Annotated in this window: 17 protein-coding genes and 1 tRNA gene; 7 read left to right on the plus strand and 11 right to left on the minus strand. The window is 45.4% G+C overall.

What is annotated here, in order from left to right:
* Window positions 1–483: 483 nt before the first annotated feature.
* Complete coding sequence (locus QUA01_RS20175; RefSeq protein ID WP_194009295.1) at window positions 484–1,131, minus strand: hypothetical protein; 648 nt, start codon at window positions 1,129–1,131, stop codon at window positions 484–486.
* Window positions 1,132–1,227: 96 nt separating this feature from the next.
* Between QUA01_RS20175 and QUA01_RS20180 the strand changes: the two genes are divergently transcribed.
* Window positions 1,228–2,400: an IscS subfamily cysteine desulfurase gene (locus QUA01_RS20180; RefSeq protein ID WP_333090113.1), complete on the plus strand. Its 1,173-nt coding sequence runs from the start codon at window positions 1,228–1,230 to the stop codon at window positions 2,398–2,400.
* Between the two features lie 126 nt (window positions 2,401–2,526).
* Here QUA01_RS20180 and QUA01_RS20185 read toward each other — a convergent pair whose 3' ends face one another.
* Together QUA01_RS20185 and QUA01_RS20190 are read right to left on the minus strand one after the other, a co-directional pair.
* On the minus strand, window positions 2,527–3,531 hold the full coding sequence (locus tag QUA01_RS20185) for a glycosyltransferase family 2 protein (protein ID WP_333090111.1): 1,005 nt from the start codon (window positions 3,529–3,531) through the stop codon (window positions 2,527–2,529).
* A gap of 31 nt (window positions 3,532–3,562) precedes the next feature.
* Entirely contained in the window at window positions 3,563–4,285 is a 723-nt protein-coding gene (locus QUA01_RS20190) for a C40 family peptidase (RefSeq protein ID WP_333090110.1), read from the minus strand.
* 95 nt (window positions 4,286–4,380) lie between these two features.
* Here QUA01_RS20190 and QUA01_RS20195 point away from each other — a divergent pair, with 95 nt between their 5' ends.
* Window positions 4,381–5,319 (plus strand): serine hydrolase, encoded by a 939-nt coding sequence (locus QUA01_RS20195; protein WP_333090108.1) that lies wholly within the window; start codon window positions 4,381–4,383, stop codon window positions 5,317–5,319.
* Window positions 5,320–5,431: 112 nt separating this feature from the next.
* Here the strand turns inward: QUA01_RS20195 and QUA01_RS20200 are convergent.
* The 4 genes from QUA01_RS20200 to alr all read right to left on the minus strand — a co-directional run bounded on the left by QUA01_RS20200 (window position 5,432) and on the right by alr (window position 9,253).
* A tRNA-Ser gene (locus QUA01_RS20200) sits at window positions 5,432–5,520 on the minus strand.
* Window positions 5,521–5,804: 284 nt separating this feature from the next.
* On the minus strand, window positions 5,805–6,929 hold the full coding sequence (locus QUA01_RS20205; RefSeq protein WP_194066565.1) for a patatin-like phospholipase family protein: 1,125 nt from the start codon (window positions 6,927–6,929) through the stop codon (window positions 5,805–5,807).
* A 41-nt stretch (window positions 6,930–6,970) separates the two neighbouring features.
* Window positions 6,971–7,816, minus strand: coding sequence for a mechanosensitive ion channel family protein (locus QUA01_RS20210; protein ID WP_333090104.1), 846 nt, complete (start codon window positions 7,814–7,816; stop codon window positions 6,971–6,973).
* Between the two features lie 234 nt (window positions 7,817–8,050).
* Window positions 8,051–9,253, minus strand: coding sequence for an alanine racemase (gene alr / locus QUA01_RS20215; protein WP_333090317.1), 1,203 nt, complete (start codon window positions 9,251–9,253; stop codon window positions 8,051–8,053).
* Window positions 9,254–9,521: 268 nt separating this feature from the next.
* Between alr and QUA01_RS20220 the strand changes: the two genes are divergently transcribed.
* Window positions 9,522–11,144, plus strand: coding sequence for a peptidoglycan-binding protein (locus QUA01_RS20220; RefSeq protein ID WP_333090102.1), 1,623 nt, complete (start codon window positions 9,522–9,524; stop codon window positions 11,142–11,144).
* Window positions 11,145–11,270: 126 nt separating this feature from the next.
* Here QUA01_RS20220 and QUA01_RS20225 read toward each other — a convergent pair whose 3' ends face one another.
* The 4 genes from QUA01_RS20225 to QUA01_RS20240 form a co-directional block, all read right to left on the minus strand.
* On the minus strand, window positions 11,271–12,350 hold the full coding sequence (locus QUA01_RS20225) for an S-layer homology domain-containing protein (RefSeq protein ID WP_333090100.1): 1,080 nt from the start codon (window positions 12,348–12,350) through the stop codon (window positions 11,271–11,273).
* 182 nt (window positions 12,351–12,532) lie between these two features.
* The gene (locus tag QUA01_RS20230) at window positions 12,533–13,417 is read right to left on the minus strand and encodes a hypothetical protein (RefSeq protein WP_333090098.1); all 885 of its coding nucleotides are present in this window, start codon (window positions 13,415–13,417) and stop codon (window positions 12,533–12,535) included.
* A gap of 297 nt (window positions 13,418–13,714) precedes the next feature.
* Window positions 13,715–14,320 carry a DUF1517 domain-containing protein gene (locus QUA01_RS20235; RefSeq protein ID WP_333090096.1) on the minus strand — a complete coding sequence of 202 codons (606 nt, stop codon included), beginning with the start codon at window positions 14,318–14,320 and terminating at the stop codon, window positions 13,715–13,717.
* Window positions 14,321–14,812: 492 nt separating this feature from the next.
* Window positions 14,813–15,304 (minus strand): hypothetical protein, encoded by a 492-nt coding sequence (locus tag QUA01_RS20240; RefSeq protein WP_194066556.1) that lies wholly within the window; start codon window positions 15,302–15,304, stop codon window positions 14,813–14,815.
* A 360-nt stretch (window positions 15,305–15,664) separates the two neighbouring features.
* Between QUA01_RS20240 and rfbB the strand changes: the two genes are divergently transcribed.
* The 4 genes from rfbB (at window position 15,665) to hpsJ-A (ending at window position 19,412) form a co-directional block, all read left to right on the plus strand.
* On the plus strand, window positions 15,665–16,774 hold the full coding sequence (gene rfbB / locus QUA01_RS20245) for a dTDP-glucose 4,6-dehydratase (RefSeq protein WP_194066555.1): 1,110 nt from the start codon (window positions 15,665–15,667) through the stop codon (window positions 16,772–16,774).
* 226 nt (window positions 16,775–17,000) lie between these two features.
* Window positions 17,001–17,852, plus strand: coding sequence for a cyanoexosortase A (gene crtA, locus QUA01_RS20250; RefSeq protein ID WP_333090093.1), 852 nt, complete (start codon window positions 17,001–17,003; stop codon window positions 17,850–17,852).
* On the plus strand, window positions 17,852–18,520 hold the full coding sequence (locus QUA01_RS20255) for a cyanoexosortase A system-associated protein (RefSeq protein WP_333090091.1): 669 nt from the start codon (window positions 17,852–17,854) through the stop codon (window positions 18,518–18,520). Before crtA ends, QUA01_RS20255 begins: the two co-directional genes overlap by 1 nt.
* Window positions 18,521–18,734: 214 nt before the next feature.
* Complete coding sequence (gene hpsJ-A / locus QUA01_RS20260) at window positions 18,735–19,412, plus strand: HpsJ-like protein, cyanoexosortase A-associated (RefSeq protein WP_333090090.1); 678 nt, start codon at window positions 18,735–18,737, stop codon at window positions 19,410–19,412.
* The last annotated feature ends 349 nt before the right edge of the window (window positions 19,413–19,761 follow it).

The raw sequence follows: 19,761 nt of genomic DNA on the forward strand, positions 1-19,761 counted from the left end.
TTTACAATTAGGATATTTCTTAACAATTCTCATTATTCATGAATTTTAAGATGTGTTGAATAATACCGGGCGGTTGAAACCCGGTTGATACTTACCTTACAGCCACTAAAGAGCGGGTTGAAGAAGGGGCGGTTAAAATTTAATAAGGTTGGGTTAACGCTGGTGTCAGAAGAGATTTCTTAGTGTTAGTTTTCGCGAGCGGCGACCATCGCGATCGCCGAGATTATGATAGTTATAAATTAACTGATGTGCGCGGGGAGAAATTAGTTTTTTAACTGAACCGTATTTGGCTAAAATTACGTTATACCAATTTCATAAAGTAGCGCTAGACATTACCCCCCCAACCCCCCCTTACCAAGGGGGGGCTAAGACTTCAGCTAGACCACATCTTTAGAAAAATGGTATTATGCTCTTCATTCCGCTTGGCATGGAATTAGTTTGTGTAGACGCGGTTTCAACCGCCGTCCGATCTTTTCCATTTTTTCAATTAGCAGTGTTTCGATCTTGCAACTTTTTTATTTCTGCTTGAACTTCTGTAGCTAACTGCAAAGCTTCGTTGAGCAATCGCCCTTGTTTGCTGGCTCGATCGCTAATTTGCAAGGCATTCAATGTTCTCAAATTATTGGCAAACAGTTCGGAGTTAGTTGCGACAAATTTTTTGTTTTCTCTGAGAATTCTTTCAGTTTTCAAAGCTCGAACTAAATCCTCTCTGATGGCCTGCAAGGCTTGAATGACTTTGGCTCGATCGCCTATTTTGACTTCCGCATTGCCCGCATCTTCTATCCGATCGTTAATTTCGATCGCTTTGATTATACCATTATAGCGATCGACATCATCAAACAAATTGATTAAATCTTTATTTTGGCTGCTCCAAATTTTCCACGCATCCTCAAAAATCAAACCGCAGATCGCAGCGAGGTGGAGGGCGAACCAAAACAAATAAGCCCTAGGAAATATCGCAACCAGTAACCAACAACTGATTATAACCAAAACAATTAAACCGACGGTTTTTAAAACTTCGCGCGCAAAATTAGTTGCAGTCGCCGGTCTGTATACGCGATCGGGCCCCGCGCCGCACAGGTGCCTGAGCTCACCGACAGTAATTTCTAATCCTTGAATGTCAGCTCGCATAAATCTTCACAAATATTTGTTAAATATAAAGTTTTGTGGTAGAACAAAAGGCTCGTCTACAATAAATCTAACACTTTTTTCAACCAAAACTGCACTATGTCCGCACGTCCTATCTACCTAGACAACCACGCCACAACTCCTGTAGACAAACGGGTACTTGATGCGATGCTGCCGTATTTTACCGAACAATTCGGCAACGCAGCCAGCATCAACCACGTCTACGGCTGGGAAGCAGAAGCAGCGGTTAAAAAATCGCGGCAAATCATAGCAGAAGCAATCAATGCTTCTCCAGAAGAAATTGTTTTTACTAGCGGTGCGACGGAAGCAAATAATTTAGCGATTAAAGGTGTCGCCGAAAGTTATTTCAGCAAAGGAAAGCACATTATTACAGTAAAAACCGAACATAATGCAATTCTTGATCCCTGTACGTATTTGCAAAAATTGGGGTTTGATATTACTGTTTTACCTGTAAAAAGTGACGGATTGATTGATATTGGCGATTTGATCAAAGCGATTCGGGCCGAGACAATTTTAGTTTCAGTGATGACGGCTAATAACGAAATTGGCGTGATTCAACCGATCGCCGAAATTGCTGCAATTTGTCGCGGAAATGACATTCTGTTTCACACGGATGCGGCACAGGCGATCGGCAAAATTCCCCTCGACGTACAGGAAATGAACATCGATTTAATGTCCTTGACAGCCCACAAAATCTACGGGCCAAAAGGCATCGGTGCTCTGTACGTCCGCCGCAACAAACCGAGAGTGCAGCTAGCGCCACAAATGCACGGAGGAGGCCACGAACGGGGAATGCGATCGGGAACTCTCTACCCACCGCAAATAGTCGGATTCGCCAAAGCGGTAGAATTAGCCGTTGCGGAAATGGAGTCGGAAACAGAACGAGTGATTAATTTGCGCCAGCGTTTGTGGGAAAATTTGAGTGAATTGGACGATGTTTTTCTCAACGGTCACGCTACTAAGAGATTGCCCGGTAATCTTAATATTAGTGTAGGCGGGGTTGACGGTCAAGCGTTGATATTGGGTTTGCAACCGGCGGCGGCTGTTTCTTCGGGTTCGGCTTGTACTTCGGCGAAAATTGCTCCATCTCATGTTTTAGCAGCGATCGGGCGATCGGACAAATTAGCTTATGCTTCAATTCGGTTCGGTATTGGCCGATTCAATACCGCAGCAGAAATAGATGCAGTCGCCGAACACGCGATCGCAACTATTCAATCTCTCCGACAAGCTCAAAAAGTCAATCAATTTTAGATTTTAGATTTTAGATGGGAGAATTGAAGATTAAGAAGTAGTTTTGAGTTTTTAGTTTTAAATGATTTAACTTAAAACTCAAAACTTTTCCTCTTTTTGTCATCGAGTATAATTTGGATCAACCCCTTATTTAGAACCAAACACCTCGCGCACCCGATAAATCGGTTTTCCCTGCGACTCGTGATAAGTCCGCATCATCACTTCCGCCAGCAAACCAAAACAAAATAACTGCACGCCAGTTAACAGTAAAACCACAGCCAAAATCAGCAAAGGACGATTGCCAATACTTTGACCAAAAGCAAATTTTAAGACTGTCAAATAAATCCCTAAAACCGTTCCCAACGTCATAGAACTCAGTCCCAAAAGTCCAAAAACGTGCATCGGTCGAGTCAGGAACTTTTTCATAAAAGAAATAGTTAACAAATCCATCAACACCCGAAAAGTCCGCCAAATTCCGTACTTACTTTGACCGAAACGGCGGGCGTGATGTCGCACCGGCAGTTCTGCAATTCTCGCCCCTTCAATAAATGCCAACGCTGGCAAAAAGCGGTGCAATTCCCCGTAGAGATTCAAGTCTGCTACCAACTCGGATTTATAAGCCTTCAAAGAACAGCCGTAGTCGTGCAGAGTTACGCCTGTAACGCGACCAATTAACCAGTTCGCAATTTTAGAAGGAATCAACCGACTAATAGTATTATCCTGCCTATTTTTGCGCCAGCCGCTAACTAAATCGTAGCCTTCATCTAACTTTGCCAACAATAGCGGAATATCAGCAGGGTCATTTTGCAAATCGCCGTCTAGGGTAACAATAGCACGACCGCGAGCGCGATCGAAACCTGCCGACATGGCAGCAGTTTGCCCGTAATTGCGGCGCAAAATTACAGCACAAAGGTCATCGCGAGTGCTGGCTAACTGCTGGAGAAGTTCAGCAGAACCGTCCTTAGAACCGTCATCTACACAAAGAATTTGATAGCTGAGTCCAGATGGTTGGATAGAAGAGGCGATCGCCTCAATCAAATGAGGCAAACTTTCCACCTCATTATACACCGGCACCACCACTGAAACGTCGAGAACAACCTCAGCCTCAGCTTGCTGTCTCGCCAATTTTTCCAAAAATAATGCAGCGTCCATTTTTTTATTCGATAATATCAATAGTCAACCGTCAACAGTCAACCGTCAACAACTCACTAGGTTGATAACTTGCCACAACTTTACCATATCCCCGCAATTGCTGGTAATAAGCTTGACTGACTCGATCGCCATCATCCGACAAAACATCGATACCGATACCGTTGCGACCTTGTGCTTGTCCAGAACTGTGAATGTAGCGACGATCTCCGAGACACAATCCTACATGAGTGGCTTTTTCGGGCGTTCCAAAAAATACTAAATCACCCGGTTCTAAAGCGCTAATACTAATAGGTTTAGTAAAAGCTTCCTGCTGATAAGCATCCCTCGGCAACCAGATGCCCGCAGCCATAAAAGCAGCTTGCATCAATCCCGAACAATCATAATTTGGCCCGACTGTACCCCCCCAAAGATAATAATTGGATTGGTTCATGGCTTCACGAGCAAAAGTAATTGCGATCGGCAATTTTTCCCTGATTTGAAACTCAGAAAGCACCAAGGGATGATACACTGTTTCTGTGACTTCGAGCAAGTCAATATCTCGAAGATCCAACCATCCGGGATAATCGTCTTCGCACAGTCGCACCATCACAGCGTTTGTATCCAAGTTGACCTCGCTCGGACTCTGGTTGAGGGCGCGCAAATGTCGCCCCAGGGCTGCTTGAGTTGCCAATCGATCGCACTTTGGGGAATCGTAAATATTTATGTGCGATCGCACCCGGTACTCCACAACATCAGATAATTGAGAATTGACCATTGCTAATTGCTAATTATTTGCTGTTAATTGTTCGCATCCAACGATTTATGGCAATTAGCAAACCGCCGTTAACCGTTAACCGTCTGCCATAAACCATGACATTTTTCCACAAAGACGAACAATTAGAAACCCTCGGCAGTAGCATTATAGACTCTGCATTGTCAGAATTTACAGGATTGACGGGCGATCGCACAGCCATTACCTGGATAGTCTACGATCCGCCAGTGCGAGTCAACACGGGCGGCGCCCTCAGCGCACCAGAATTTTGGAAATATCAACCGCGAGGTTTTAGCAACCGAGCATCCGAACGAATTTATCCCGCCAGCATCATCAAATTATTCTACCTCGTTGCTATCTGGGAATGGGCCCAAAAAGGCATGATTCAAACATCGCCAGAATTAGAACGCGCCGTCCGAGATATGATAGTTGATTCCAGCAACGACGCCACCGGTTTAGTAGTAGATGCCCTCACCGGCACCACCAGCGGCCCAGAATTATCACCAGGCCCCTTTGAAACTTGGAAACAGCAGCGAAACATCGTCAACCGTTACTTTCAATCATTAAATTGGCCGGAATTACAAAATATTAACGCCAATCAAAAAACCTGGTGTGACGGCCCCTACGGTCGCGAGCGAGCAGTTCTGGGAGAATTAATGGAAAATAGAAATATGCTGACCACAAATGCAGTAGCCCGTTTGCTGCACAGTATAATCGGTGGCGTAGCTGTTTCTGCCAAAGCATCGCAAGAAATGATGGGTTTAATGAAACGCAGTTTAGACCCAGCAGAATTAGAGGCAGATCCCGAAAATCAAGTTACAGGTTTTTTAGGCGGCGGATTGCCAGAAGATGCAAAATTGTGGTCAAAAGCAGGGCTGACAAGTCAAGTTCGTCACGATGCTGCTTATATTGAAATACCGGGTTTGCGGCCGTATTTGTTAGTTGTATTTACCGAGGGTAAAGAGAATAGCAAGAATGAAGAAATTTTGCCATTTATATCGCGGCAATTTGTCGAAGCGATGAAGGTACTTAATTAGATTTAGTAGCTGATTATTGCGACTAGACTTGAATTGCAAAAATAATTTGGACGATGCTCAAAGCCCGTCCAAAAATTTGATTAACAATAATTTTTTTTTACAAGTTCTAGAACGGAGAGGGGGGGATTCGAACCCCCGAAGGGTGATAACACCCTTAACAGATTAGCAATCTGCCGCTTTCGACCACTCAGCCACCTCTCCAAGATGACGGTAACTAACTATAGCACACACATCTTCTTTTTGCCAACCCCTAATTTAAAGATTCCTCAATCCCTTACTCTGTATCGAAGGAAGAAGGGCACAACAGGAATTTTGACACGGATACACAGATGAATTATTCAGCTTGACTCACATATTGAAGTCAGAAGGAAGAAGAAAGAAAAATCAACTATTCCCAATCCCCGATGCCCCATGCCCCATTCCCAATGCCCAATGCCCGATGCCCGATGCCCGATGCCCAATGCCCCATGCCCCATTCCCAATGCCTACTCGCCAAATCCCCTAGCCTTCAAGTGTTTTTCCCAACTAAAGTTGGAACTCAAAAAGAACCTCTTAGTATACAAATAGCCCAAGCGGTACAGATTAGCCTTGCGATCGGCATCAAGTTGAAAATCCGTCGTCGTCACCTGAGCTTCAGTCACATCAATATTAATCACCCTACCTTTATCCATCTCCCGCTGGTGATAGCGGTCTCTTGCTTTCATCATCGTTGTGAACATCGCCGACAGCATTGACACCGGATTTTTAATCTTAATTTGATTTTCCAGGCCAGTATCAACCAACCGAAACCCAAAGGTAAACCAGCGCGGTGCAACCGGAGTCGAACCCGATTGCGTGTCATAAATCCACAGCGGAAAATTGCTCAGAATTCCCCCATCGACAATTAAGTCGTTTCCGAGTTTTCCCGGCTCAAAAAATAGGGGAATGCTCATCGACAGCCGCACCGCTTCAGCCACGCTAAAATCTTCAGCGCTTTTGAGCTGCAACTCCTCGTACAAAGCGTCGGAATCAGCCGATTCCCGTCGGTTCAAATCATCGGGAATCACCAACATCTCACCGCGACTGAGGTTAGATATTACTACTTTTAATTCCCGGTCTTTTACCAGTTGTTTGACATCCGCAAAAGTATGCAAGTGACCTTTAGCAAGTGTTGCTTCCAACCACTGCCGGAAAGGCTGCGAAGAATATTCACCCATCTGGCGGCTAATTGTTAGGAAAAGTAGCGTCCAAGCTGGAGATTGCAGGTCATCTGCGGGGTCGCCGTTTAAAATTAGAGGACTATTTTTTTGAGTTAAAAATATGTTGTAATCTAGCTGTCCCAACAATTCTTCTAAGTCATCGATTGACAAGTCTGTTGCCAATACTGCCGCCGTAATTGCACCGGCAGAAGTGCCTGCCAATTTTCGCCAGCGGATGCCCAAATCGCTGCAGCATCTGAGCGCTCCTAAAAATGCAACTCCACGCACGCCTCCGCCTTCAAAAATTGCGTCGGCATAAATTTGATTGTTTTCGTCGGGAGGCGGAAATTTGCTGAGAATTGTTTGTCTTTCGGTGGCGGACATCCTGACACCGGGTTCTTGCAAAATTTGCTGCGGATACCAGTTGCTCATTTTAGATTTTGGATTGTGGATTTTAGATTTTGGATTGATATCTATTGTTGTTGATTTTTGTTGGCATTCATTGCTTCTTTGACGTATTCTTGAACTTGCGATCGCACTTGTTCGTAGGCCACCGACGCGCACCAAGGCCGGAGAGATAAAATAGTTGTATCTGGAGTAATCTCGGCTACCAAACAAGTCGGGGGCGGATTTTCCAACACCAGCGGGTGAGAGTGGGCAATTTCTAATAACTCAGCCATCGTTGGACGGATCGGCCGATCGCCAATATCAATTTTTAAGTCTACTCGCCTCGTTCCCATTGCCGTGGTATTTTTCAGTGTACCGTTAAATAGCTGGTTGTTAGGGACAATAATTTTTATGCGATCGTCCGTCACAACAGTAGTTGAAAAAATCCCGATGCTATCGACAACTCCCTTCACATCAGTAGCTTCGATTGCATCTCCCACTTCAAAAGGCCGCAAACTAATCAACATTACCCCAGCAGCAAAGTGCGACAAAGTATTTTGCCACGCCAAGCCAATCGCCAAACCCGCCGCACCCACCACCGCCACCACGCTAGTAGTTTGAATTCCCAACTGACTCAAAGCCGCGACTACTCCGACAATCAAAATCGTAATTTCTGCCGCTTGAACCAAGAATTTCCGCAGCGTGGCCTCCGTGCGGCTCAGAGCTCGGCGAGTCACGCGCCCCGCAACGTCGATCGCAAATCGCGTAATTAACAAAATGCCGATCGCCCACAGCACTTGAGGTACAACTTTAAACCCCAATTCTACGAACTTTTTCGAGAATTCTTGGGCGAATTGCATGGCCTGTATTCTTTCTGTATCTAGCTGCGCCGTCAAGGTTTGAGCTATTAGTATAATTGTGCTGGATGTCATGGCAATTGCTAATTGGTAATTGGTAATTGGTAATTGGTAATATCAAATTTGATTACATCGAAATTATACTATATAAAGCCTGCGGTTGAAACCAGGTTTATACAAACAAAACCCGGATGGTGCGCGGGTTGAAGAATAGGCGGTGAAAATTAAGTTTGACATGATTTTATTCAGTCCGCGCAGGCGGACATCGTTTGTATAAACCTGGTTTCAACCGCCGTCTAATCGTCCTAATTAAGAGTTTACCGCAACGCGGGGCAATCGGTGTTTAAAACCGCAGAGAATTTCCCAAGAAATAGTTCCTAAAATTGCGGCCCAATCGTCTGCAGTAATTTCATTTTCCCCCTCTTTGCCCAACAGCGTCACCACTTCGCCGACTTCTAAATCGGGAATTGCCGAGACATCCAGCATTAATTGATCCATCGTCACTGCTCCGATTTGCGGCACAAATTTGCCCCTGACTAAAACCTGAATTTTATTAGAAAGATTGCGCGGAATCCCATCTGCATAGCCGATGCCAACTACGGCAATCTGTGTCTGCTGCGAGGCGATAAATTGATAGCCGTAACTGACACCGGTGCCTGCTGCAATTGTTTTCACTTGAGTAATCCGGGCTTTTACCTGCATTGCCGGCTGCAAAGAAGCGATCGACTGCAAGTGAGGAGCTGGATAAATACCGTAGGTAGCCAAACCCACTCGCACTAAATCGTAGTGTAAATCGGGGTTTGCCAGGGCCGCCGCCGAGTTTGCCAAGTGCAGCAGGGGGGGGTTAATTCCTGCTGTTTGAATTTGCTCGATCGCCCGTTTGAACCGATCGTGCTGAACAGTCATAACAGCGGGATCGGGACTGTCGGCTGTCGCCAAGTGAGAGTAAATGCTGGCTAATTTTAAATGGGGCAACCGCTTGACTAATTGCACAAATTCTGTTGCTTCCGACGCGGGCGTACCCAACCGAGACATTCCCGTATCTAACTTAGCGTGAACCGGCAAAGAGCGATCGAGAGTAGCGAGAACTTCGGAAAAAATTAGGGCTTGTTTGGCAGTACAAATAGTGGGCTGCAAGTGCCATTGGGCGATCGCCCTTACCTGCGCCGCTGTATGAGTTGCCCCCAACAGCAAAATCGGCGCTTCTATCCCAGCTTCTCGCAATTCTATGCCTTCGGGAATCGTCGCCACACCAAGCCAACTAGCACCAGCTTGCAATACTGTTTGACTGACTGCAACAGCACCGTGCCCGTAAGCATCCGCCTTCACAACTGCCATCAATTCAGTTTGGGGAGATAACAGATTTTTAAGCTGTTTTACATTGTGAGTTAAAGCTGCCAAATCAATTTCTACCCAAGCCCGCTGGCAAAGTCCGCCATCACCTTCCCACAGCACCATCTGGCGGTTTTTTGTTGGCGCCGATTCTGCTGTTGTTTCTTCCTCGCTCAACATTGTCGCTCCTATCTTGCTTACACAATTAAACACTGCTCGGAGATTTTATCCTAGGTTTAATTATCAGGAATTACGCATTAATACCACAGAAACCGGGTTTAAATCGAGATTAAAGGTCTAGATGCAGTATTTTTGCAATACAACCCGGTTTCTCACCACTCGCGCGTCCGGGACTAATTTATAACTGGTTCCCAGGCAGAACCCGATCGCGAGTAGTACCATAAATCATTTAGGATTGCTATAGCATCCAAAATACTTGGTAAAAACTATGGACGGATTAGCTTACCTGCATTTAGCTGAAACTTGGGAAACGCCTGCGCCTCAAACTCGATCGCCCAATTCGACAAAACACCTAAATTTAGCCTTTCCTCCTTTACTTTTCTTTACGATCGCTCTGACAATTTTAAATATAGTCAACCCCACCCTGGCCATCAAAAAAGGCGATTCAGGCCCCGAAGTTGCCGAACTCCAGAAAACACTACAAGACGCAGGATATTTTAGCCAGAAACCCACAGGATTTTACGGATCCATAACCCAAGCTGCTGTGAAAAAGTTCCAAGCAGACAACAACCTGAAAATTGACGGAATTGTCGGCCCTCAAACCTTGTCAGCACTTAACGTTAAACCGGAAAGCGCTCTAGCTGACAATCAACCTGCTGACGAAACGCAGTCAAAGTACGATCGGCGTAGCTATCCCCAAGAAAATCAATATTCCCCATCGCCTAGCACCACAGAAAACACCAACAAACTCGAAGATACAACTAAAAGCCAGCCGAAAAAACCTTTTTTTCAAAAACCATTTTTACCACCATTTAAAACAGAAACTCCCGAACCACAATCCGAAGCAGAAATACCTGAATTTCAACCCGAAAAGCAGGTAAAATATCCAGAAAAGATTACCCGCAACATGACATTGAAAAAAACTATTTACGGCAAAATATCGCCGAAATCAATAGTTTATTCAGGAGCAGGATTGTTTTTTGCTCAAAACATGATGTACAGCCACACAATCACAGTTTACGACAGGAACTTTAAATTAGTCAAGACTATTCCCGATACAATAAACTTGTCCAAGTTCGGATTTGCTAAATTCAAAGGTAATTATCGAGGTGCTCCCGTAGAAGCTGCTTTTTCAACAGACGGCAAATATGCCTACGTATCCAACTACCAAATGTACGGTAAAGGGTTCGACAATCCGGGGAGTGATAGATGTTCTCCATCGGCCAAACACGACCAAAGTTTCCTCTACCGCATCAATACCAAAACGTTAAAAATAGAAAACGTAATTCCTGTGGGTGCTGTTCCCAAATTCAATGCTGTTTCACCAGACAATCGCTTCGCCCTCGCCAGCAATTGGTGCAGTTGGGATTTGAGCGTAGTTGATATAAATAAAAATCTCGAAGTCGAGCGGGTAAAACTAGGTGCATATCCTCGGGGTATTGCGGTAACTCCTGACTCAAAGAATGCCTATATAGCCGTCATGGGTTCTTCGGATATTGCGAAAGTAAATCTCAGAGATTTTTCGGTAAAATGGCTGAGAAATATTGGCAATGCGCCGCGTCATCTGACAATAGATCCCAACGGAAAGTATCTTTATGCCACGTTGAACGGTGAAGGAAATGTGGTAAAAATTGACCTAAAAACGGGTGAAATAGCGAAAAAAGTTAGGACGGGAAATGCACCTCGCAGCATGACGATTTCGGGTGACGGGAAACTGATTTACGTGGTTAACTATTTCTCGAATACTGTTAGCAAAGTTAGGACTAGCGACATGAAAGTGCTGCAAACAGTGAACGTTAATTCAAGTCCGATCGGAATTACTTACGATCCTGAAACTCATCAGGTTTGGGTAGCTTGCTATTCGGGCAGCATTATGGTGTTTCAAGATTAATTTAGCTGGTTCGCAGTCAGGAATTAAATCCTCAGAAAATGCCGGAGAAAAAACTAAATTTCTTACTGCAAACTAGCTAGATTAAATCTTATTCTGGAGCGCCGAGCCGGAGCTGTCCCAAAAATATTATTTGGACGACTTGACCTGCTTGATCACATACTTAGAAGGTTTAGCAGGTACTTTACCTTTTTTTGCCATAGCTTGGTAAATCATGGCTGCTACTTCCGCGCGAGTTGCTGTTTTGTTGGGCTGCAAAAGTGTGGGCTTGGGGTGGTTGACAACAATGCCAGCTTTTGTTGCTGCTGCTACTTTGTCAATTGCCCATTTCGGCACTTTTTGTCTGTCTGTATAAACTTCTAAAATCTTGGTGGGATTCCCTTCTTTTTTCAGGTTTAAACCGCTAGCTAATGCTACTATGACTTCGACACGGGGAACGTCTTTTGTGGGACGGAACTCATTGTTTGGATATCCTTTAAGAAATCCTTTTTGTACGCTGCCATCGATCGCGCTAGCGGCAGGGTTCTTGTCTTTCACGTCTTCAAAATTAATCGGTTTTCGGGTCTCTTTTTTGTCTGACATTCGCTCAATTAAGCGGGCTAGTTCGGCTCGCGTCATTGGTTCATCGGGACGAAACTTGTTGTCGGTGAAATCAGTAAAGATTTGCCGATCGACCAAAGCGACAATAAATGGACGCGCCCAATATTTGTCAGGCATATCGGAGAATGTAACCGGCCCGACTTTTGGTTTAGGGGCTTTCGGTTTGGTAATGATTGCAGGGGGAGTCTCGCGCGCAATAGGCGTTTGGGGAACCACGATCGCCCCCTGGGGAGGAATTGCCGGTAAAATCGGCCCTAAAGGCGCAACAGGCGCAATCGGTACAATCGGTACAATCGGTACAATCGGTACAATCGGCGCAATCAGTGCGGCATTAGGTTGCGAGGGAATCAGCTTTGTAGCGGGCGCAGGCGCGGGCGATCGCAAATCCGAACTCGGCAGGGGTGTTAAGATTGTCGAGTTTCCGGGTGTGACAGCAGGCGCTGAAAAAACGGCTGGAAATTGCCAATTTCTCATGCCGAATTGATTGGGGTTCTTGCTGGTGGCCCAAAAGAAAATTGTTCCCATCGTGCCGAAAGCAACCAAGATGGCAATCAATTCATCGAATCCTAGAGGGTTTCTTTCCCCTGATGGGGGTTGTGAAGAAGACATATTGTCACCACATATCAATGTAGCAATTAAATCACATATTTTTTGGGTCTGGTAAATACACAAATCGATCGCTCAACTATTCCCAAATTCTCACCGTCAATAACTGCGGCCGCGTGGTATACAGAAGAGCGATCGAATCCACTTTTATCGATCGGGCGTTGCTGATTTTAGCAATCTTCTAATTAGCGCCCTCTGCTGCGGGAAGAGCCACTGCGACTAGGCCTGCGAGAAGCCCCGCCGCTACCAAAACTCGGCTGGCGCTTGTATTCATTTTGACGCGGCTGCTGCGATCGTTTCAAAGTGCTGCCGCCGTAACCCGAACCGGTCGATCGATTGGCATTCGGCGGTGCTTGCCGTCTTACTGGCGCATTCGATGTGGGCGATCGCAAGCGGCCGGTCGTCCTTAAAACTTGACGGTTGCTCACAGCAGCAGGCGGGGCTTGGTAGCGAGTTTGATATTGCGAGACAGCTTGGCCGTAAGTATTGCCGTACCCGCCATATCCGTTCATAATTACCCCAGGCTGATAGAGTGGCGGCACATAATATCGCGGTGTAAATAACAAACTGCCGATCGCCTGACCTGCCACGGCCCCAGCAAACGGAGCCCAGAAGCCCGATTGCTGCCGCACCACCACCGTTTGCGGCTGACCTGTTTGAGGATTAGCAACAGTTTCAGTAACGTTATGAACGTACTCAATTTTAAAATCTTCTGTCAAATGCAGGCTCGCATTATTGTTATCAATTTTTAGATAACTTTTCTTACCTGCCGATATTTCTTCCTCCGTCAAACGAGCCATTTGTAAATCGGTACTGCGATAAATAGAAGAATTACCGGGGGCAGTATTCAGCAACATCAAACTGTACTCGCCATCGCCATCGTCGTAGGTAGCTTGCTGTACGGGATATTCCCCTTGGCTCAAGTTATTCTTTGGTGAAGTACGCACCCTGTTAATCTCCTGATTTCCAGCAGCCGGATTTGTCGGAGCTTGGACTGAAGGAGAGCCGCAAGCGGTTGTCGTCACCAACAAAATTACAGCCATCAAATAAACTGTCAGTTTTCGCAGCATAGTCAATAATATTTGCTCATTGGTTGTTGGTCGTGAAAGCATTTCTGCGCCATCTTTAATAATGCGAAATGAAGGTCGCGGCGAGTCTTCTAGCTAACCGCAAGCATCTTCATATAGCCTTATAAAAAAAAGCTTTTTACAAAGCCCGTAGTTTTTCGTCGGTAAAAAGTCCGAACGATCGAACCTTTTTATTTTTCTTCTTTTTTTTAAATCGTGTTGGCTAACATTGTTTTTGTCAAAGCGAATTATTTTTACCAAAGCACTGGTTCGTTGTGTTGATGGCAAGTTTTCCAGTTTTTAAAGGGGAATGAGTTCTGGGAAATTTACCAAAACTTGGTCGTTGGTAAGTTCGTCTCCCAATTGTGCCGGAGAAAAGTGAACTTGCACGGCTCGCAGCCTTTCCTGGTACTGTAAATTAATCAATGCTTTCAAACCAGCTTTCAGGGCGCTCATGTCAGCGAGGTCTGTTTCTAGGGCTGGAACTTCACCTTCATAAGCAACTGTCAGCATCACTACGACATTTCTAGTAAGCGGCAAAGACAACAGGGAATTTTTCTCGTCCGCAGATGTGCTGTATTGAGGTTCGCTGAGATAGCGGGAGGCTGAATCAGTGAAAAGTTCATCCACATAATCGCCCGCTTCGCCTTCATCCCAAAAAACATCACCTTCATTAGCGGCTGCTTGCCAGTAGTTGTCATACTGTAACAAGTGATTGCAAATTTCTACAAGGCCTTCTCCCAAAACTGTTACATCGCCATCGGCATCAATTGCTTCTCTGGCGGTGCTGTTGAGAACTCCTAACATCGGTGCAACTTCTTCACCTGTTAGCTGAACGAACACGCGACAAACTGCTAATCTAGTTTTACCTGTAAATTGATTGAACCGATCGCGCAAACCACTCATAATAACCTAATAGTTGTGATCTTTTGGGCAATGCTTTCTATCATATCACCCTATTGCAACTATTGTTATCTACCTTCAGATTGAGAACGAGATTTTTTTCGGCGATCGCCCCGGCAGCCTACATTCTCGCTTTGAGCGATCTAATTTTCAACAGTCGCTCTTAGACAATCCTAAAAAGCCTGTAAAGAGCAGGATCGAAGAGCCAGATCCGGCTGGGAAAAAAGCATTTTTTATTCAGCGCGCGATCGCCTCAAAAATTCGCGAGTTCCCGACAGCATTATTAAATGCCAAACACAAATGGTCGCAAATTGCAAATTTAAAAACCTCCAATCTTGCAAGATGGGAGATTCCTTCAGCGAATACTTTGTCGCCAGATAACTATTTGAAATCGTGTCGATTACCATAAAAAAACGGATCGCGCGTGGGTCAGTCAGCGTCCGCTTGCTTGGCTGCAGACTGAAGCCTGCACGCGCGATCGAAGCTGATTGCAGTCTATTTGACGATCGCGCGCTTTACTGGTTCGATCGCACTTTCACAAACTAACTCTGCAACTTGCTCCACCGGCAAATCTAGCTCGCCGCCTGGAGCTTCCGGGTGTTCGCGAACCACAGCAACCGCATCTGCAGTCTCAGCTACACTTGCATATGCGATCGGCTCAACTGGCTCTTCAAAAACTTCAAAATTATCGCTCATCGCAGCACAAGCCGCAGAGGCCCGCTGGCCGGCGCGATAGCTCATGTAGGCCGCACCGCCACCCAAAACCCCAAACAAACCCAGAAAACCCAGAGCCGCTATTTTGTCGGATTTCCACGGATTCATTCGATCGGAGCCGCCCGAACCTAGGAGCGTTGTCGCAGAACCAGATTGAGTCGCCCCTGATTTTTTGTAGGAACAGGGAAATGCAGATGCAGCGTCACCTATGGCAATGCTACTGGCGATCGCTGCGACGGAAGCAATGCCAGCTAACACTTGAAACTTCTTCATGGTGCTCTGGAATATTGTAAAGGATATTTAAAAAATAAATGGTAACAGCTCTTCACAAATAGATCAACAGTCGCTATCTGCTCAAATCACAGATCGATCGCAAATATCCGCGATCGCCCGATCGCAACTAAAATTTTAAATTACCAAAAATAAACACTAAAAACCTTGTTATGTAAGCGTTACGCTCAAAATCATCGATAGAAATTTAAGTGTGTTGATTCAATATTTCAGCGCCCCAAAATCAGAAAATCTGAAGTCCGACAACAGAAAATTCGATCGCAGAGCGACAAACACTTGATGACAAACTACATTTAAGGCTACTTTTAAAAAGACTTAGTTATTGGAAAAACTTTTATTTTTATGACAAACATTGGGAATCAACGCATTGAGCGAGAACCTCATCGATTGTTGGTGACGGGCGGGGCTGGATTTATCGGCTCGAATTTTGTGCATCACTGGTGCAGCAGCTATCCGGGCGATCGGGTAATCGTACTCGACGCTTTAACCTACGCCGGCAACAGAGAAACCCTAGCAACCTTGGAAAAAGGAGAAAATTTTCGGTTTGTGCAGGGGGATATTTGCGATCGAGCCCTAGTCGATAGCTTGCTCAAACAAGAAAACATCAACATAGTCGCCCACTTTGCCGCAGAATCCCACGTTGACAGATCAATTATCGGGCCAGCAGCCTTCGTTCAAACCAACGTCGTCGGAACCTTCACACTCCTAGAAGCCTTCCGCAAGCACTTTGAAGCAACAGACGACTCGTCTCTCAAAGCACAAATGCGCTTCCTCCACGTTTCCACCGACGAAGTTTACGGCAGTCTCGGCCCCGACGACCCAGCATTTACCGAAACCACCGCCTACTCCCCCAACAGTCCCTACTCAGCCTCCAAAGCCGGCAGCGACCACCTCGCCCGCGCCTATTTCCACACCTACGGCCTCCCCACAATCATCACCAACTGTTCCAACAATTACGGCCCCTATCACTTCCCCGAAAAGCTGATTCCATTAATGTGCATCAATATGCTACTCGGCAAACCCCTGCCAGTATACGGCGACGGTCAAAACGTCCGAGATTGGCTGTATGTCCTCGACCACTGCCGCGCCTTAGATGCCGTTATCCACCGCGGCCAACCAGGAGAAACCTACAATGTTGGCGGCAACAACGAAGTAAAAAATCTCGATTTAGTCAAGATGCTCTGCCAGCTAATGGACGAATTAGCCGAAGATTTGCCCGCGCGTCCTTGCGAACAACTGATCTCATTTGTCAAAGACAGAGCCGGGCACGATCGGCGTTACGCTATTGATGCCAGCAAAATAGAAACAGAACTAGGTTGGACTCCCTCAGTAACAGTTGAAGAAGGCCTGCGGCAGACCGTAGAATGGTACTTAGCCCATCGCGAGTGGTGGGAACCCCTGCTTTCGGAGGAATATCAAACCTACTACCAAAAAATTTACGCTCATCAGTAATTGGTAATTGCTAATTCGGGTAAGGTGCGAATTCCGCACCCTACAAATTCTTCTGATTTAATTAGATGAAAACTAATATCACAAACATTCACTCTTGTCAATCATTGTGAAGATTTAGTTAACATTCATCCCAAACGCATAAATTTCAGTGTTTGTGGCTGATAATTTCTATAGAGTTACCTGCTCGAGCATTTTATAAGCTTTTAGTAAAAAACAAAAAGCAGCAATGATAGAAATCAACTGGATCAAACAAATCCAAGAACCTAAATATTGGCTGTTAGGCATAGCCTGCGGCTTGATTGCCTTGCAACTGACTCTGGCTGCCAGAACAAACGACACAGACCTCTTCGGCACAATGTTAATGTTTTGGGGAGTCGTGGTATTTCTGATTTGGGAAAAACACGAATCCCTAACTTTTGAAAGCGGAATTTTCGCCAGTTGTTTTGGGGCATCGTTAATTGCTTTCATTTTGCTCAAAACTTCCTCCATATCGGGCTACGACTTGTTTATCAGAGTGGCCCCTTTCTTATCAGGAATCAGTCTGGCTTTGCTAGCGTCCGGCACAAAAGGACTTAAACAATATTGGCAAGAACTGCTAATACTTGCCTATGTTATTATTCCTCCCGGCGCGATCGGAGTATTTGTTGACGTAGCCCTACTAACAGCAAAATTTTCAGCTTTCCTCCTGCACTATCTAGGATTTGAAGTTATACGGAAAGGAGTTTTTCTCATCCTAGAAAAGGGCAGCGTCGAAGTGTATCACGGCTGTTCTGGCGTGAATGCCATGCTACAACTATTGGGACTATCCCTAGTTTTCTTGCTGATGTTTCCGACAACTAGGGGACAGAAAATTGTAGTCCCAATCGTAGCAATACTTATTGCATTTGTCGTGAATGCCGCGCGGATTGCTCTCCTGGCAGTGCTGGTATCGCTATCTCAATCAGAAGCATTTAAATACTGGCACGAAGGTAGTGGATCGGTAGTTTTTTCGATGATTTCTGTATTCTTTTTCGGGCTATTCTGCTGGTTTGCAATCTTGCAATCGGAACCGCCCAATAATAAAAAACAAAATTGCTAATGGCTATTACCTCTTGGAAACCAATTAGAATTTCTCTTTTGGCTGTTACTTTGGCAGGAGTTTTATTAGTGGCCGGAAAGTTGACATTCTATCCCTCAACAGGCAATAGTCTAGTAACCCAGTTTAATTTTCCCGAGTCGGTGCCTTTAGCAGAGTGGAAACTAATCAAGAGCGCGCCGCTGGAAATCACCGATACTTCACAAGTCAAGGCTGCCCGAAAGTATCAATATCAAAAAAATAGCAAGGATCTAGAAATAGAGATGCGCTATTTGGTGAATACCATTGGGGACGTGGAAGGTATGATGAAGGGACATACTATTCTCAAGTCGTCTCCTGGTAAGCTAGCATTAGCAAGCACTCAAGCTGCCGGGTTTCACGGAATTTTGCAACAGCAAAATCGACTGTATTTGAGTTCCTGTATCAATCCTCGCGGCAGTCCTACAGTAACTTCCCAACAGTTTAGATACAATCGAAATACTAGCGATTTGCAGCCGAACCGCATTTTGTTTTGGCTTTTGGGTAGGGGAAATATTCAAGACAAGCGCTGTTTGTGGACTCAGATGTCTATGCCTTTGGATAAAACAACTCCAGAAGATGCCAAAAAAATCCTAGAGAATGCTTGGGTTTCTTGGTATGGGTGGTGGCAGCCACGATTTCCCGAACCTTAAGTAAGTCGATTTTAGATTCTTCGACTTGCTTCGGCTACGCTGGCTCACAAGTCGCTAGCGAACAAGTTTTAGATTTTAGATTTACTCAACCTGATTAATCTGGGAACTCTAACTTTGGTCTAAAATTTGGAGATTCGACGACTTCAATCTGTAGCTGGTATCCGTTTTTAACGGAGAGATAGATTTTTTTGTTAACAACAACAGTGAGGATTTTATGAATGACATACAAGGCGAACAAGGTTTTTCTATTTACAGGCTGCGTTGGATTGGCTACGGTTTATTAATTTTGTCTTTATTAGATACGATCGCAGTTTTGATACCAGCAAACTTCGGCAATCGCGTCTGGGAATTGCAGACGATTGGCGCTGTAGTGGAACGGGTGCCAGTTCCGCTGCTGGCTATGGCGCTGATATTTTTTGGAGAAGATTACGATCGCAGGCGTTTTGAAGACCCTTTGTTAAAGCTTTTGTCTTGGGTTTCTTTGCTGTTGGCGCTGCTTTTTCTGTTGATGTTGCCTTTGGGAATTTTTGGCACTATCTACGTCAACAACCAAAACAGCAAGCAAATTACTACTCAAGCCGATCAACAATTAGCTCAATTGCAGCAAGTGGAAGAACGGCTGAACAAGGGCACTCCTGAAGATTTAAGGAATTTGGCGGGGGAACTTACCCGTTTGGGGGTACCAGCGGATACGCAAAACCCGCAGGAATTAAAAAGCCAAATTTTGTCGAGAATTACTCCGGCCAAGGAACGGTTGCAGACGCAAAGCGCAGCGGTGCAGGCCAGTCAGCGCTTGGGGTTATTTAAAAATGCTGTTAAGTGGCTGCTGGGTGCACTGATTTCTAGTGTGTTGTTTTTTACAATCTGGCGCGGTACTGATTGGGCTCGGTAGTAGTTTTGAGTTTTGAGTTAGATGTAAGGTGCGCGTCGGCGCACCTGAAGAATTGCGAGTTGCGATTAGTAAGGTGCGCGTCGGCGCACCCGAAGAATTTATAGTTGTAACTCGCACTGCTGAAAAACATAGGTAATTGCTCAACCCCCTTGACAAGAGGACGAGATAGACATTAGATAGAGGAATGAAAAAACTCCCTGAGCTAAAACAACTATCGGATGAGGCCAAAAACGCCTTGATAGTAGAGCTTTGGCAGGAAATCCAAAAACTGTGGCCAGCATTAGACACTGACGAATCAAAACCCAACTCATCTCCCGCCAAAACCAGCTCGAATTCAAGCACTCCACCA

It is taken from the genome of Microcoleus sp. S36a_B3 (assembly GCF_036700745.1).
In the GTDB taxonomy this organism is placed as follows: domain Bacteria; phylum Cyanobacteriota; class Cyanobacteriia; order Cyanobacteriales; family Microcoleaceae; genus Microcoleus.

Bases quoted from the DNA above. Each gene is read 5' to 3' on its own strand.
- QUA01_RS20175 (WP_194009295.1), bottom strand. From the start codon at position 1,131: ATGCGAGCTGACATTCAAGGATTAGAAATTACTGTCGGTGAGCTCAGG.
- QUA01_RS20180 (WP_333090113.1), top strand. From the start codon at position 1,228: ATGTCCGCACGTCCTATCTACCTAGACAACCACGCCACAACTCCTGTA.
- QUA01_RS20185 (WP_333090111.1), bottom strand. From the start codon at position 3,531: ATGGACGCTGCATTATTTTTGGAAAAATTGGCGAGACAGCAAGCTGAG.
- QUA01_RS20190 (WP_333090110.1), bottom strand. From the start codon at position 4,285: ATGGTCAATTCTCAATTATCTGATGTTGTGGAGTACCGGGTGCGATCG.
- QUA01_RS20195 (WP_333090108.1), top strand. From the start codon at position 4,381: ATGACATTTTTCCACAAAGACGAACAATTAGAAACCCTCGGCAGTAGC.
- QUA01_RS20205 (WP_194066565.1), bottom strand. From the start codon at position 6,929: ATGAGCAACTGGTATCCGCAGCAAATTTTGCAAGAACCCGGTGTCAGG.
- QUA01_RS20210 (WP_333090104.1), bottom strand. From the start codon at position 7,816: ATGACATCCAGCACAATTATACTAATAGCTCAAACCTTGACGGCGCAG.
- alr (WP_333090317.1), bottom strand. From the start codon at position 9,253: ATGTTGAGCGAGGAAGAAACAACAGCAGAATCGGCGCCAACAAAAAAC.
- QUA01_RS20220 (WP_333090102.1), top strand. From the start codon at position 9,522: ATGGACGGATTAGCTTACCTGCATTTAGCTGAAACTTGGGAAACGCCT.
- QUA01_RS20225 (WP_333090100.1), bottom strand. From the start codon at position 12,350: ATGTCTTCTTCACAACCCCCATCAGGGGAAAGAAACCCTCTAGGATTC.
- QUA01_RS20230 (WP_333090098.1), bottom strand. From the start codon at position 13,417: ATGCTGCGAAAACTGACAGTTTATTTGATGGCTGTAATTTTGTTGGTG.
- QUA01_RS20235 (WP_333090096.1), bottom strand. From the start codon at position 14,320: ATGAGTGGTTTGCGCGATCGGTTCAATCAATTTACAGGTAAAACTAGA.
- QUA01_RS20240 (WP_194066556.1), bottom strand. From the start codon at position 15,304: ATGAAGAAGTTTCAAGTGTTAGCTGGCATTGCTTCCGTCGCAGCGATC.
- rfbB (WP_194066555.1), top strand. From the start codon at position 15,665: ATGACAAACATTGGGAATCAACGCATTGAGCGAGAACCTCATCGATTG.
- crtA (WP_333090093.1), top strand. From the start codon at position 17,001: ATGATAGAAATCAACTGGATCAAACAAATCCAAGAACCTAAATATTGG.
- QUA01_RS20255 (WP_333090091.1), top strand. From the start codon at position 17,852: ATGGCTATTACCTCTTGGAAACCAATTAGAATTTCTCTTTTGGCTGTT.
- hpsJ-A (WP_333090090.1), top strand. From the start codon at position 18,735: ATGAATGACATACAAGGCGAACAAGGTTTTTCTATTTACAGGCTGCGT.